Origin of the sequence: Aeromonas sp. s10 (assembly GCF_040907975.1) — a bacterium.
Taxonomy (GTDB): domain Bacteria; phylum Pseudomonadota; class Gammaproteobacteria; order Enterobacterales; family Aeromonadaceae; genus Aeromonas; species Aeromonas caviae.
In genome coordinates this window covers 1-14,354 of sequence record NZ_JBFOCV010000005.1, presented here as the reverse complement: position 1 = coordinate 14,354, position 14,354 = coordinate 1, and the positions used below count along the sequence as shown (strand labels likewise).

Sequence of the window (14,354 nt, the reverse complement as noted above, 5' to 3'; positions counted from 1 at the left end):
GGGGCCTTGCCCCGCCCGCACTAGACCCGAAATTGCGACAGCAACTGCTGTTGCTGCTGGCTGGCCTGATGGAGGGAGGAGGCCAGTTGCAGGCACTCCTGGGCTTCCTGTTCGCCCGTCTGGGCCTGCAGGCTGATATCCGAAACCTTGCCCGTGGTGTGTCCCAGGGTGTGGGAGAGCTGGCTGGTCGCCTCTGCCACCTGTTGCACCATGTCGGCGAGCTGATCGATGGCCTCTTCTACCTTGAACAGGATCTGCTTGGTGTTGTCGGAGTCCGCCATACCCGATTCCACGGTTTTCAGGTTGCGTTGCATCATCAGATAAGCCTGCTCTGTCTGCTGCTGGATGCTGTTGATCACGTCCGTTATCTCGGCACTGGAGGTGGCGGTGCGATTGGCCAGGGTGCGCACCTCGTCGGCCACCACGGCAAAACCGCGCCCCATCTCGCCCGCCCGGGCGGCTTCGATGGCGGCATTGAGTGCCAGCAGGTTGGTCTGCTCCGAGATATTGCTGATGGTGGAGATGATCTGGCCAATCTGCCCTGCCTGCTCCTTGAGGGCGTTGATGGCGGTGGCACATTCACCCACCTCCATGACCACCCGCTGCATGCCGGCGGTGGCGGAGGAGACATACTGGCTGCTTTGCGTGGTGAGCTGGCGCACCTCGTTGGCGTTGTGTGCCGCCAGGTTGCAGTTGTCCGAGATGGTGGTGGCCACCTGCACCATCTGCTCGCTGTCGTGGTGCAGCGCCTGGGCATGCGCTGCGGTCTGGCGGCTGCTCTGGCTGATGGCCTGGACCCGGTTGACCGAGGTGTGCACGTGCTGGTTGATGTGCTGGTTGTTGTCCATGGTGGCGCTGATCATCTTCTGCAGCTTCTCGATGAAGCGATCCACGCTGCCGGCCAGGGAGCCAATCTCGTCGTCGCGTGAGAGGTTGATGCGGGCATTGAGATCTCCCTCCCCGGCGGCGATGTCCTGCATGCGCTTGTCGACCTGGAGTAGCGGACGAACAATGGTGCGTACCAGCCAGAAGCCGCAGCAGGTGACGATCAGCAGGCTGAGCAGCAAGCCCCCCAGGATGAGTCCTCTGGTGTAGTCGATGATGGCGTTGAGCTGGTGAACCTGATCCTCGACGGTGGCGTCCCCCTGGGCCTCGACCTCGACCAGAGCCAGCCTGAGCTGGTCGGCGCTGTGTTCGTAACGGGCCAATTGGTTCTGATAAGCGCTCAGGGCTGTGGTCCATTCACGGATCAGGCGGGCATTGTCGGCTTGCAGGGCACGATACTGGGTGGAGAGCATTTGGCCTGCAAACTCCCCGTCGCCGGGCACATCGAACTGGCCGGTTGCCAGCATGCCGTCAACCGCGTCCTGATAGAAGCGGGTGGCTTGTGCCAGCTCGGCCTGGATGGCAGGAGTGAGGCCTTCGCTCTGCATCTTCTCCAGCGCATAGAGCTGGCGCAGGAATCCGATGTTGGCCTCCATGCCGCCATCGGCCGCCTGCCAGCGGGTCGCAAGGCCGCCGTTCCAGCTGATGGCCTGATCCGGTGAGCGGGTGAGGCTCTCGACGGCCTCGTCACCGATCACCTCCAGCCTGGTCGAGAGGCGTGACATGCGTTCAGAACTGGCACGCAGCGCCTCATCGGCGCTCGTGAAGGTGCGATAGAGGGTCAGCAGCTGTGCCTGCTCTTGCTGATAGGTCTGCTCATGCTGCTTCAGCGTGGTGATGGCCGCCGCATCGATGAGCCCGCCTTGCTCCACCCGGCGCAAAGCGTCGCTGGCCGCCTCTTTTGCCCGTTGCAGCTCCGGTGCGTCGAGGGGGATCCCCGAGAGCATTTTCTGGATATAGAGCGACTGGTTGCCGAGTTCGATGGAGCCCTCCATGGCACCATCTGCCGTCTGCCAGGCGGCACCCAGGACGTAGGAGAGCAGATCAGCCAGCCGCTGGCTGCCATACCAGCCGATCCCCCCCATGCCCAGGGTACAGCCGAGCAGAATGGTGAGTCCGAGGTTGGATGTGGTGACGATTTTCATGATTCAAGCCTTCCCTGGTGCCGAACAAGACCATTTCAGTGTTCAATCAATGACGAAGATGTGCCATCCCCGATGGAAAATAAAGTGACAGACTGTGTTCTGAACGAGGGAAATGGCCGGGTATGAAGAGCTGGTCATCCCATGATCTGCATGGACCTATGCTGGATACTTATCCAGTTATTCTTTATGCTATGGCCCAATTTGCGAGAGTCTGCGTGGCGAGGAAAAGAACATGATCGGTCGCTTGAGAGGCGTCATCATCGAGAAGCAACCCCCCGAGGTGTTGCTGGAAGTCGGAGGGGTGGGATATGAGGTTCATATGCCCATGAGCTGCTTCTATGATCTGCCCGAACTCGGGAAGGAGGCCGTCATTCACACCCACTTCGTGGTGCGTGAAGATGCCCAGCTGCTCTACGGCTTCAACCACAAGCAGGAGCGGGCGCTGTTTCGCGAGCTGATCAAGACCAACGGGGTCGGCCCCAAGCTGGCCCTGGCCATTCTCTCCGGCATGACGGCCACCCAGTTTGTGATGAGCGTCGAGCGCGAGGAGATAAGCTCCCTGGTCAAGTTGCCCGGCGTGGGCAAGAAGACCGCCGAGCGCCTGGTGGTGGAGATGAAAGACCGCCTCAAGGGCTGGGTCAGCCACGATCTCTTTTCCCCGGCCGAAATCACCCTGCCCGCGAAAGAGAGCCCGCTGCGTGCCCCGGATGCGAGCGAGGAGGCGGCCAGTGCACTGGTGGCCCTCGGCTACAAGCCGCAGCAGGCCAGCCAGATCGTCAGCAAGGTGGCCGCCGACGGCATGTCGGTAGAGGAGATCATTCGTGAATCCCTGCGCAGCCTGGTGTGAGGTAGACAATGATTGAAGCGGATCGCCTCATCTCGGCCGGTGCCGCCCGTGAGGACGAGATCATCGATCGGGCCATCCGGCCCAGAAAGCTGGCCGATTACACCGGACAGGATCACGTCTGCGATCAGATGGAGATCTTCATCGAGGCCGCCCGCCAGCGCGGGGAGGCCCTCGATCATCTGCTGATCTTCGGGCCTCCCGGCCTTGGCAAGACCACGCTGGCCAACATCGTCGCCAACGAGATGGGGGTCAACATCAAGACCACCTCGGGCCCCGTGCTGGAGAAGGCCGGCGATCTGGCGGCACTGCTCACCAACCTCGAACCGAACGACGTGTTGTTCATCGACGAGATCCACCGCCTCAGTCCGGTGGTGGAGGAGGTGCTCTACCCGGCCATGGAGGATTATCAGCTCGACATCATGATAGGGGAGGGGCCCGCCGCCCGCTCCATCAAGCTCGATCTCCCTCCCTTCACCCTGATCGGTGCCACCACCCGGGCCGGCTCCCTCACCAGCCCCCTGCGTGACCGGTTTGGCATCGTGCAGCGCCTCGAGTTTTACAACGTCAAGGACCTGACCGACATCGTCTCTCGCAGCGCCCGTTGCCTCGGGCTCGACATGACGGAAGACGGCGCTCTCGAGGTAGCCCGTCGCTCCCGGGGGACGCCGCGCATTGCTAACCGTTTGTTAAGGCGGGTACGAGATTTTGCCCAGGTGAAGTCTGACGGGCGAATTGACGGACCCATTGCGGCCCGAGCCATGGACATGCTGGACGTGGACAATGAAGGTTTCGACTTCATGGATCGCAAGCTATTGTTGGCCGTCATCGACAAGTTTATGGGGGGGCCCGTCGGGCTCGACAACCTGGCCGCCGCCATCGGTGAGGAGAAGGACACCATAGAAGACGTGCTGGAACCTTATCTGATCCAGCAAGGCTATCTGCAACGTACACCCAGAGGGCGGATCGCAACTCAGAGAGCCTACGTACACTTTGGTCTGGAACGACCGGCAGATCAGTAGACGTTGCGATATGAACCAAAAAGCCGCCCTTGAGGCGGCTTTTTGTTTTGCAGGCAAAAAAAAGCCCACGGCACAGGCGGTGGGCAAAGACAATTCAGGATGGATGTTCACAGACAGTGAGCGCGTCTGCAGACCGGTCGGGAAAAAACAGAGGAGCCGTCGCGAGGCTTCAGAGTCGGTTCATTTGATAGAGTTGAACGAAAGAAAGCTTGTAGTAACGGATGGTCTTGGCAACAAACTTTTTCATCATTAATCCCAACAAACAGGTTCGAAATGTTCATCGAATACGTACCGGGAACCCGGAATGACCGGCCTGTATTCAGAGGTATGCCCTCACTGCGAGGCGCATTGTAGGAGCTCTTTCCGGGTGGGGCAAACAAGAAAATCTATGGGCTTTTGATTAGATAAACTAATGATTTTGGTGGGGGTGTCAATCCGCATAAACATGTGTTTTTACTGGGTTTAAATTGATTTTTGGATGAGCCTGGCCATTTATTGAAATAATCGAGATGCGAAGGCTTTATTTCCGGGGTTGCGTATTTGTTTAACAGAATTGAAACTATTTTAGTGAGTCATAAAATTGATTTAAATCAATTATTTACGACTTATCGTTTTTTGTGATGAAGCTCCCATAATTAATGGGGAAAGCCCTATAAGTTACCTTGAAAAAACATGTATTGAGGGTGGTTTTACATTGATTTCAATCAAATAAAGGTGATATAAAACAGCGATCATTATAGGCGGGAATAGAACCCTGGTTATTGTTTATTAGATGTTAAACATTAGCTTTTTTTGTTCCTGTATATTGCCTTGTTGTTAATGTGGTGGCAGTCGAATCCGGTCAGTCCGCGAGGGGTGACCGACCGTTCGGGGACTTCCAATGGAAGCTTTGTCCTTAAAACTTAAAATAGCCGTGCCAATAATCGGTGAGGAAACATCATGATTGCTGAGCATGTGGTAGACCTATCGCGGTTCCAATTTGCTGCGACGGCCCTTTATCACTTCCTGTTTGTACCCTTGACGCTGGGGATGGCCTTCATCCTGGCGATCATGGAGTCTGTCTATGTGATGACCAACAACACAGTGTACCGGGACATGACCAAGTTCTGGGGCAAGTTGTTCGGTATCAACTTTGCCCTCGGGGTTACCACCGGGCTCACCATGGAGTTTCAGTTCGGTACCAACTGGGCTTACTACTCCCACTATGTCGGCGACATCTTCGGGGCCCCGCTGGCCATCGAAGGCTTGATGGCCTTCTTCCTGGAGTCCACCTTCGTCGGTATGTTCTTCTTCGGTTGGGATCGTCTCAGCAAGCGCCAGCACCTGGCGGCTACCTGGCTGATGGCGCTCGGGACCAACCTCTCCGCACTGTGGATCCTGGTCGCCAACGGCTGGATGCAGAACCCCGTGGGTGCCGAGTTCAACTTCGAATCCATGCGCATGGAGATGGTGAGCTTCGCCGACCTGGTGTTCAACCCGGTTGCGCAGGTCAAGTTCGTCCATACCGTGGCGGCAGGCTATACCACGGGCGCCATGTTCGTGCTCGGGATCTCCTCCTATTACCTGCTGAAGAATCGTGATGTGGCGTTCGCTCGTCGCTCCTTCGCCATCGCGGCCGCGTTCGGCATGGCCTCCATCCTCTCCGTGCTGGTGCTGGGTGACGAGTCCGGCTACGAGACCGGGGAAGTGCAGAAGGTGAAACTGGCGGCCATCGAGGCCGAGTGGAACACGGAGCCGGCTCCGGCATCCTTTACCCTGTTCGGGATCCCGAACCAGGAGGAGATGCGCACCGACTACGCTATCAAGATCCCCTATGCCCTCGGCATCATCGCCACCCGTTCCCTGGACGGTCAGGTGACTGGTCTCAAGGATCTCAAGAGCGAGCATGAGCTGCGCGTGCGCAACGGCATGACCGCCTACGACCTGCTGACCAAGCTGCAATCCGGTGACAAGTCCGACGATACCCGCGCCCGCTTCGACGAAGTGAAGCAGGATCTGGGCTATGGTCTCCTGCTCAAGCGTTACACCCCCAACGTGACCGACGCCACCGACGAGCAGATCAAGGCTGCCGTGGATGACTCCATCCCGCAGGTACTGCCGCTGTTCTTCGCCTTCCGCATCATGGTCGCCTGCGGCATCCTGATGCTGGTGCTGATCGGTCTGGCTTTCTATGACAGCACCCGCCACAAGATCGGCGAGCGCAAGTGGCTGCTCAAGGCGCTGCTGTACGGCATTCCGCTGCCCTGGATCGCCATCGAGGCGGGCTGGTTTGTCGCTGAATATGGTCGTCAACCCTGGACCATCGCCGAGATGCTGCCGACTTATGTCTCTGCATCCAACATTCCTGCGTCCGAGATCTGGTTCTCTCTGATCGGGATCTTCCTGTTCTACACAGTACTGCTGATCATCGAGATGTACCTGATGTTCAAGTATGCGCGCCTGGGCCCAAGCAGCCTGAAGACGGGCAAGTACCACTTCGAACAGAGCAAGGCATAAGGAGAGTGACCCATGTTTGATTACGAACTGTTGCGTCTGGTCTGGTGGGTGCTGGTCGGCGTGCTGCTGATCGGGTTTGCCATCACCGACGGTTTCGATATGGGGGTGGGTGCCCTGCTCCCCTTCGTCGGCAAGAAGGATGTGGAGCGTCGCGTGATGCTCAACACCATGGGGCCGCACTGGGAAGGCAACCAGGTCTGGCTGGTGACCGCCGGTGGCGCCCTGTTCGCCGCCTGGCCCATGGTCTATGCGGCGGCCTTCTCCGGCTTCTACATCGCCATGATCCTGACCCTGATGGCGCTGTTCTTCCGTCCGGTCGGCTTCAAGTACCGCTCCCTGCAGGAAGATGCCAAGTGGCGCTCCAACTGGGACTGGGCTCTGTTTGCCGGTAGCGCCATTCCCCCTGTCATCTTCGGGGTGGCGTTCGGCAACCTGCTGCAAGGTGTACCGTTCAGCTTCAACCAGTTCCTGATGATGACCTATCACGGCAACTTCTTCGGTCTGCTCAATCCGTTCGGCCTGCTGGCCGGTCTGGTGAGCCTCTTCATGATCATCACCCAGGGTGCAACCTGGCTGATGATGAAGACCGAAGGTGAAGTGCTGGCGCGCTCTCGCACCGCCGCCATGATCTTCTCCCTGCTGACCCTGGTGCTGTTCGCCCTGGCCGGTGTCTGGGTGAGCGGCATGGATGGTTATGTGATTGTGGGCTCCGTCGCCACCGACGCCGTCACCAACCCCCTTCACAAGGAAGTGGTGGTGCAGGCCGGTGCCTGGATGCAGAACTACAACCTCTATCCCTGGATGATTACCGCACCCGTGCTGGGTCTGGTGATGTGTCTGCTGACCGCCGTGGCGGCCAAGCTGGACAAGGGGTGGGTGGCGTTCCTGTTCTCCTCCCTGGCCATCGCCGGCATCATCCTGACCGCAGGCTTCTCCATGTTCCCGTTCGTGATGCCCTCGAGCCTCGAGCCGTCCCAGAGCCTGACCATGTGGGATTCCACCGCCTCCTTCAACACCCTCAAGGTGATGACGGTAGTCGCAGTCGTCTTCGTGCCGACCGTGCTGGCTTACACCATCTGGACCTACATCAAGATGTTCGGCCGGGTGAGTAACAAGCACATCGAAGACAACCAACAATCGCTCTACTAAGAAGGTGCCCTGATATGTGGTATTTCACCTGGATCCTGGGGCTGCTGCTGGCCTGTGCGTTTGGGATTATCAATGCGCTCTGGCTGGAGCACACCGAGAACCTGGATCGTCAGATTGATGAAGACAAGTGACAGGCTCGCCCGGCTGGCCGCTCCTCTGGAGCGCCAGCCATGGCAAGGTCTGATGCTGCTGGCGGCGGCCCTGCTGGCTGTCGCCATCTTGCAGGCGCCCAACCTGGTCGCGGCCAATACCAGTGAGCACGGCCTCTGGCTTGCGCCCTGGCTGATGTGGGCGGTCTGTTGCGGTGTCATGCATGGACTGGGGTTTCACCCGCGCAGCCTGGTGGGTCGCGTGCTGTTCTTCCCCTGGCTCGCCCTGCCCAGCCTGCTCTGCGGGCTCTGGCTCACCAGCAGCTACTACCTGCCATAAATGATGAAGGAGGTCGGCATGAGCCCACCTCCTTCTTCTTTTTTGAGGGGCGTGCCGTCGCCCGGTCAGAGCGACCGAACCTTGCTCGTCACGCCGCTCGCAGCCACTTCTCTTGTCCGGTTTTCTTGCTATGCTGACAGCCCTGTGGTCTTCGGCCTGTCGGCGCCGCAGCACACCATAAAAAACAGGGAGAGAGGGGATTTCCCTGTCTCCCCCTGCTTCTTTCCTATTCAGCCCTGCGCTATGATAGCCCCCCATCTGACTGTCGAATGGATCACAGATTTTTATGGGGGAAGTCTCTGAGTTTCCGGTGCGTGTCTACTACGAAGACACGGATGCCGGAGGCATCGTCTACAACGCCAATTATCTCAAGTTTATGGAACGGGCCCGCACCGAATTCCTGCGCGCAGGCGGCATCGAACAGGATGTCCTGCTGCAGGCGGGGATCGCGTTTGTGGTGAGTCGCACCGAAATCGACTTCCGCGCGGCGGCCCGCTTCAATGAACTGCTGACCGTAATGACGCAAGTAACTGAAGTGAAACGCGCTTCCATGTGTTTTTCACAGCAGATCCTGGCGGCTGATGGACGGCTGATCACTCAGGCCATGGTACAGATCGCCTGTGTCAGCCATCCGCAAATGAAACCTGTTGCAATACCTGAAAAAATCAAGGGAGTGCTGTTAAGTGCACGCTGAAATTTCGTTTATTGGCCTGTTCTGGCAAGCCAGTCTGTTGGTGAAACTGGTCATGATGACCCTGATGGGCATGTCGGTCGTCTCCTGGGCGCTGATCATCCAGCGCTCCAAGGCCATCAAGGCGGCCAACCTCGCTTCGGAGCAGTTTGAAGACAGATTCTGGTCCGGGGTCGACCTCAATCGTCTCTACCAGGAGTCCTCCTCCCGTCGTGACGACATCGAAGGCATGGAAGACATCTTCTACTCCGGCTTCAAGGAGTATGCCCGCCTGCTCAAGGCCGGTGCCCGCGGTCAGGATGCGGTGATGGACGGTACCTATCGCGCCATGCGCGTCTCCCTGTCCCGAGCAGTGGACGATCTCGAGTCCAACCTGCCGGTCTTGGCGACCATCGGCTCCATCAGCCCCTATATCGGTCTGTTCGGTACCGTCTGGGGGATCATGAACGCCTTTATCGCTCTGGGTCAGGTTCAGCAGGCGACCCTGCAGATGGTGGCACCGGGTATCGCGGAGGCGCTGATCGCCACCGCCATGGGTCTGTTTGCCGCCATCCCGGCCGTTATCTTCTACAACCGCTTCACCAACAAGGTCGAACGGCTGGAAAACGCCTACGCCAACTTCATGGACGAGTTCACCACCATTCTGAATCGCCAAATCGCACAGCAGGGTGAGAAGTAATGCAAACCTATCAGCGGCTCAAACGCAAAAAGGTCGCCGAGATCAACGTGGTGCCCTATATCGACGTCATGCTGGTGCTGCTCATCATCTTCATGGCGGTCACGCCCGTGATCACGCAGGGGGTCAAGGTCGACCTGCCCCAGGCGGAGTCCGAGCAGTTGCCGGAAGACTCCAAGCCGCCTTTCATCGTCAGCGTCAATACCGAGGGTGAGTACGTCATCAAGGCCGGCGAGGCGGATGACGAACCCGTACCGAGCGGCACACCAGAGGCGATGCAGCAGTACATCACCGAGAAGGCCATGGGCTATCTGGCCATCAACCAGAACGCACCCGTGGTGGTCGCCGGTGACAAGTCCGTGCGCTACGAGGAGGTGATCCTGCTGATGGTGGCCCTCAAGAAAGCCGGTGTGCCTCAGGTTGGTCTGATGACGGATCCGGTGAACTGACGGAGATGGATGTGAAGCGTGGTATTTCCGGTTATCTCGTCGCGTCGCTGCTGCTGCATCTGATCATCGGCATCATCCTGCTGGTCGGTGTCGACTTCAGCAAACCCAAGCGCCCCGAGTCCAAGGGACAGATCGTCAATGCGGTCATGATGGACAGCGAAATGCTGGAGCAGCAGATGCAGCAGGTCCAGCAGCAGAAGCAGGCCCAGCCCAAGGCTGCACAGCAGCAGAAGGACAAGGAAGACGCTGAGCGCGTCAAACGCGAGCTGGCACAGGAGCAGGAGCGTCTGCGTATCGCCGAGACCAAGCGCAAGCAGGCCGAAGAGGCGACCCGCAAGGCCGAAGCCGACAAGCAGAAGAAAGAGGCTGAACAGAAGCAGGCGGAAGAGAAGGCCCAGAAAGCCGAGGAAGCCCGCAAGCTGGAAGAGCAGAAGACCAAGAAGGCCGAAGCCGAACGCAAGGTGGCGGAAGAGGCCAAGGCGCTGGCGCTCAAGAAGAAAAAAGAAGAGCTGGAGAAGAAGCAGGCTGAAGAGAAGGCCAAGGCGGAAGAGGCCAAGGCCAAGAAAGCGGAAGCCGAGAAGAAGGCCAAGGCCGAAGCCGAGAAAAAGGCGAAGGCGGAAGCCGAGAAGAAAGCCAAGGCCGAGGCCGAGAAGAAGGCGAAGGAAGAGGCTGACAAGAAGGCAAAAGCTGACGCAGAGAAGAAGGCGAAGGCCGAGGCCGACAGAAAGGCCAAGATTGAGGCGGAGCGCAAGCGCAAGGCGGCCGAAGAGGCCAAGTTGCAAAAAGAGATGGAAGCCATGATGGAGCAGCAGTTGGCCGCCGAGGCCAATGCGCGCAGTCAGGCAGCATCGGCAGCCGCCAAGGGCGAAGTCGACAAGTATGCCGCCCTCATCAAGGCCACGGTCGAGCGTTACATGATTTTGGATCCCACCATGCGGGGCAAAACATGTACTATCGGTGTCAAGTTGGCCAGTAGCGGCTTCGTCATCTCGGTGGACAACGGTCAGGGTGATCCGGCGGTCTGCCGCTCCGGCAAGGCGGCGGTGCTGAAGGCCAACCAGTTGCCGGTGCCGAAGGATCCGGCGGCATTCGAGATGTTGAAGGAGTTTAACCTCAAGTTAGAACCGAGCATCTAAGCGTGATAGAACGGGGTCAATGACCGTGGTTGGCAGCATCTGCTGATAAAGGGATTTCACCTCTCATTTTTTTGGAACAGAGTATTTAAGCCATGATAAGAAAAGTGTTTTTTGCTTTGGTTGGCTGCCTTCTGCTAGGCCAGAGCGCTCAGGCGGCCTTGGACATCGTCATCACCGGCGGTATCGACAGTGCGCGCCCCATCGCCATCGCCCCCTTCAAGTGGGAGGGCAATGGCCAGTTGCCGCAGGATATCGCGGAAGTGGTCTCCAACGACCTGATGCGCAGCGGCAAGTTCAAGCCGCTGGCCCGTGGCCAGATGCCACAGACGCCGAGCACCAGCGGCGAGATCAACTTCGCACCCTGGGCTTCCCAGGGGGTCGAAGCCGTGGTGGTCGGCTCCATCGCCGCCGTGGGTGATGGTACCTACAAGATCAACTTCGAGTTGGTCGACGTCCTGAAAGGCCAGCTGGCCAAGACCCAGGGCGGTGAAGCGAACGGTTACATCCTGGACAGCCGCATGGCGACCATCCCGGGTGCCCAGATGCGCCAGTTTGCCCACCGCATCTCCGACATCGTCTACGAGCGTCTGACCGGTGAGCGTGGTGCCTTCCTGACTCGTCTGGCCTATGTCTCCGTGCAGCAGGGCACCCAGTTCCCGTATCAGCTGCGGATCTCCGACTACGACGGCTACAACGAGAAGACTCTGCTGCGCTCCCGTGAACCCCTGATGTCCCCGGCCTGGTCGCCGGATGGCAGCAAGCTGGCTTACGTGAGCTTCGAGAACCAGAAGTCCGAGATCTATGTGCAGGACATCTACACCCAGCAGCGCAGTCTGATCACCAGCTTCCGTGGCATCAACGGTGCGCCGGAGTGGTCTCCAGATGGTCGTCGTTTGGCTATTGTTCTGTCCAAAGATGGGCAGCCTGACATCTATGTCGTTGATGTTGCTAGCAAGCAACTCACTCGAGTCACAAATAACCGCACCATCGACACCGAACCCTCCTGGATGCCGGACGGTCAAACTTTGCTGTTCACCTCTGAACGTGGTGGCAAACCCCAGATTTATAGCGTAAATTTGGCGACTGGCATGACTCGCCGGATGACCTGGGAAGGGGATTCCAACCAGGGGGCATCCATCACACCGGACGGCAAGTCCATGGTGATGGTGACCCGGGTTCAGGGACAATATCGCATCGCTCGCCAGGATATGGAAAATGGAGCCATGCTGGTACTGACCCAGAGTGCTCTGGATGAATCGCCAAGTGTGGCTCCCAATGGCAGCATGATCATTTATGCCACCATCTATCAGGGTCGTAAGAGTCTTGCATTGGTGTCGACCGACGGTCGCTTCAAGGCAGTGCTTCCGACCAGTAGCGGTGAAATTCGTGCACCAGCTTGGTCGCCCTTCTTGAATTGATAAAAATCGATTGTTTTTTGTTTTGTTATAAAGGTTTAAGGAAATAGCATGCAACTCAATAAACTGCTCAAGGGTCTGGCCATCGCACTGCCACTGTTCACCCTGGCTGCCTGTAGCTCCTCTTCCGACTCCGACGCCGCTGGCGCCGAGTCCGGCATGACTGACGGCATGGGCGGTGTACAAACCGGCGGCGCCAACGGCATGTTGTCCCCGGAAGAGCAGATGCGTCAGAAGTTCGAAGCGCTGCAACGCGACAACGTGATCTACTTCCCGTACGATGGTTACGACATTCAGGGTCAGTACGCCGACCTGCTGGATGCCCACGCCAGCTACCTGCGTGAACGTCCGAGCGTCAAGGTATTGATCGAAGGCCACGCCGACGAGCGCGGTACGCCGGAATACAACATCGCGCTGGGTGAGCGTCGTGCCAAGGCTGTTGCCAAGTATCTGCAAACCCTGGGTGTGCAGGCCGAGCAGCTCTCCATCGTCAGCTATGGCGAAGAGAAGCCGCTGGATCTGTCCCACACCGAGGAAGCCTTTGCCAAGAACCGCCGTGCGGTCCTGGTTTACTAAGGTTTGAGTCGAACGAAGTTCGTTTATATGCAAGCGGCCATTTCGATGGCCGTTTTATTTGCACTAAACGTCAAGGTTTGATCCGAATGAAATCTGTATCAGCGAGCGACTATGCGCTGGCCGTTTTATTTGCACTAAACGCTAAGGTTTGATCCGAATGAAATCTGTGTACAAGCAAGCTGGTGTTGCGCTGGCCGTGTTGGTTGCTTTGAATGCGCAAGCAGCGGCACCCGTGAGCGATCTGAGCGGGGATTCTGGCAGCAGCGGCGTGGTGCTGAGCGGCAAAAATGGTGCCATCGTACCGACCGGCAGCCTGGAAGACCGGGTTGCTCTGCTGGAGCGTACCCTCAACGCCCGTCTGCGTCTGCAGGCCGAACTGCAGCAACAGGTCGACTCCCTGCAAGGGGAGGTCTCCGAGCTGCGTGGTCAGCTGGAACAGCAGACCTACCAGATGGAGCAGTCCCAGGAGCGCCAGCGCCAGCTCTACCAGGAGCTCGACAAGGTGGCCAACAGCCAGCCTGCCGCCGCGCCCGCAACACCTGCTGCAGGTGCTGCAACGCCTCCTGCCGCGGCTGCCAACTACTCCACCAACCAGGATGAGAACCAGGCCTACGACGCGGCCGTGAACATGGTGCTCAAGGAGAAGAACTACGACAAGGCCATTCCTGCCTTCGAAGGGTTCATCAAGCAGTTCCCGAACTCCAGCTATGTTCCCAATGCCCACTACTGGCTCGGCCAGCTAATGTTCAACAAGGGCGACAGGGCGGGGGCCGCGAGCCAGTTCTCCACGGTGGCGAACAAATACAGCAAGTCACCCAAGCGGGCCGATGCCCTGCTGAAACTCGGCATGCTCGCCCAGCTTGACGGCAAAAAAGCAGAGGCCAAGGCCTTCTATGAGCAGGTGATCAAGGGTTACCCCAACACCTCGCCGGCCCAGCTGGCCAAACAGAGTCTGGCCAAGCTGTGACATTGCTGCATGTCACTGTTTTCGTAACACTCTTGTAAATACCGCTGTGCTTTGTATGCGCAGTGAACAATCAGATTTAATTTAAGATTTTTCTATTGCGCCAGGATGATAAATCCGTAATATAGGCCGCCGTCAGAGCCGGAGCAGTAATGCAGTCGGCGCTGGTCGTGGTGAGGGTCGTTAGCTCAGTCGGTAGAGCAGTTGACTTTTAATCAATTGGTCGCTGGTTCGAATCCAGCACGACCCACCATTTCTTCACAGCAGGTGAAGACAATATTCCCAGGTCGTTTAGCTCAGCTGGGAGAGCACCTCCCTTACAAGGAGGGGGTCACTGGTTCGAGCCCAGTAACGACCACCATGTTGTAACGCTGGCCGCCATATGCGGTTGGTGAAAAGTTCAGGATGTGGGTCGTTAGCTCAGTCGGTAGAGCAGTTGACTCTTAATCAATTGGTCGTAGGTTCGAACCCTACACG

The 14,354-nt window shown here is 58.2% G+C and carries 15 protein-coding genes and 2 tRNA genes; 16 read left to right on the top strand and 1 reads right to left on the bottom strand.

The annotated features are described in order from the left end of the window. Window positions 1-20: 20 nt before the first annotated feature. The gene (locus AB5Y59_RS00585; RefSeq protein WP_268453713.1) at window positions 21-2,030 is read right to left on the bottom strand and encodes a methyl-accepting chemotaxis protein; all 2,010 of its coding nucleotides are present in this window, start codon (window positions 2,028-2,030) and stop codon (window positions 21-23) included. Between the two features lie 232 nt (window positions 2,031-2,262). Here AB5Y59_RS00585 and ruvA point away from each other — a divergent pair, with 232 nt between their 5' ends. The 16 genes from ruvA (at window position 2,263) to AB5Y59_RS00505 (ending at window position 14,238) form a co-directional block, all read left to right on the top strand. Further along, window positions 2,263-2,877, top strand: coding sequence for a Holliday junction branch migration protein RuvA (ruvA, locus tag AB5Y59_RS00580; protein ID WP_010672867.1), 615 nt, complete (start codon window positions 2,263-2,265; stop codon window positions 2,875-2,877). Window positions 2,878-2,885: 8 nt separating this feature from the next. Continuing rightward, a complete protein-coding gene (ruvB, locus tag AB5Y59_RS00575; protein ID WP_045523367.1) occupies window positions 2,886-3,896 on the top strand; it encodes a Holliday junction branch migration DNA helicase RuvB in 1,011 nt (336 codons plus the stop codon). Between the two features lie 10 nt (window positions 3,897-3,906). Then, on the top strand, window positions 3,907-4,149 hold the full coding sequence (locus AB5Y59_RS00570; protein ID WP_029313687.1) for a hypothetical protein: 243 nt from the start codon (window positions 3,907-3,909) through the stop codon (window positions 4,147-4,149). Between the two features lie 686 nt (window positions 4,150-4,835). Next, window positions 4,836-6,392 carry a cytochrome ubiquinol oxidase subunit I gene (locus tag AB5Y59_RS00565; RefSeq protein WP_010672869.1) on the top strand — a complete coding sequence of 519 codons (1,557 nt, stop codon included), beginning with the start codon at window positions 4,836-4,838 and terminating at the stop codon, window positions 6,390-6,392. Window positions 6,393-6,404: 12 nt separating this feature from the next. Next, window positions 6,405-7,541, top strand: coding sequence for a cytochrome d ubiquinol oxidase subunit II (gene cydB / locus AB5Y59_RS00560; RefSeq protein WP_324030159.1), 1,137 nt, complete (start codon window positions 6,405-6,407; stop codon window positions 7,539-7,541). A 14-nt stretch (window positions 7,542-7,555) separates the two neighbouring features. Continuing rightward, window positions 7,556-7,672, top strand: coding sequence for a cytochrome bd-I oxidase subunit CydX (gene cydX, locus AB5Y59_RS00555; protein WP_005331536.1), 117 nt, complete (start codon window positions 7,556-7,558; stop codon window positions 7,670-7,672). Then, on the top strand, window positions 7,659-7,970 hold the full coding sequence (locus AB5Y59_RS00550) for a cyd operon YbgE family protein (protein WP_039039483.1): 312 nt from the start codon (window positions 7,659-7,661) through the stop codon (window positions 7,968-7,970). Before cydX ends, AB5Y59_RS00550 begins: the two co-directional genes overlap by 14 nt. A 286-nt stretch (window positions 7,971-8,256) precedes the next feature. After that, the gene (ybgC, locus tag AB5Y59_RS00545) at window positions 8,257-8,664 is read left to right on the top strand and encodes a tol-pal system-associated acyl-CoA thioesterase (protein WP_201888890.1); all 408 of its coding nucleotides are present in this window, start codon (window positions 8,257-8,259) and stop codon (window positions 8,662-8,664) included. Then, window positions 8,654-9,340, top strand: coding sequence for a protein TolQ (gene tolQ, locus AB5Y59_RS00540; RefSeq protein WP_010672873.1), 687 nt, complete (start codon window positions 8,654-8,656; stop codon window positions 9,338-9,340). Before ybgC ends, tolQ begins: the two co-directional genes overlap by 11 nt. Continuing rightward, a complete protein-coding gene (gene tolR / locus AB5Y59_RS00535) occupies window positions 9,340-9,786 on the top strand; it encodes a protein TolR (protein ID WP_010672874.1) in 447 nt (148 codons plus the stop codon). The genes tolQ and tolR overlap by 1 nt, the downstream gene beginning before the upstream one ends. Window positions 9,787-9,791: 5 nt before the next feature. Then, window positions 9,792-10,922, top strand: a complete 1,131-nt coding sequence (tolA, locus tag AB5Y59_RS00530) for a cell envelope integrity protein TolA (protein WP_368211254.1) — start codon at window positions 9,792-9,794, stop codon at window positions 10,920-10,922. A 92-nt stretch (window positions 10,923-11,014) separates the two neighbouring features. After that, window positions 11,015-12,340: a Tol-Pal system beta propeller repeat protein TolB gene (gene tolB / locus AB5Y59_RS00525; RefSeq protein WP_010672876.1), complete on the top strand. Its 1,326-nt coding sequence runs from the start codon at window positions 11,015-11,017 to the stop codon at window positions 12,338-12,340. Window positions 12,341-12,388: 48 nt separating this feature from the next. Next, on the top strand, window positions 12,389-12,913 hold the full coding sequence (gene pal, locus AB5Y59_RS00520) for a peptidoglycan-associated lipoprotein Pal (protein WP_010672877.1): 525 nt from the start codon (window positions 12,389-12,391) through the stop codon (window positions 12,911-12,913). 157 nt (window positions 12,914-13,070) lie between these two features. Continuing rightward, complete coding sequence (gene ybgF / locus AB5Y59_RS00515) at window positions 13,071-13,880, top strand: tol-pal system protein YbgF (protein ID WP_368211253.1); 810 nt, start codon at window positions 13,071-13,073, stop codon at window positions 13,878-13,880. 174 nt (window positions 13,881-14,054) lie between these two features. Then, window positions 14,055-14,130 (top strand) — tRNA-Lys (locus AB5Y59_RS00510). A 32-nt stretch (window positions 14,131-14,162) separates the two neighbouring features. Then, a tRNA-Val gene (locus tag AB5Y59_RS00505) sits at window positions 14,163-14,238 on the top strand. Window positions 14,239-14,354 lie beyond the last annotated feature (116 nt).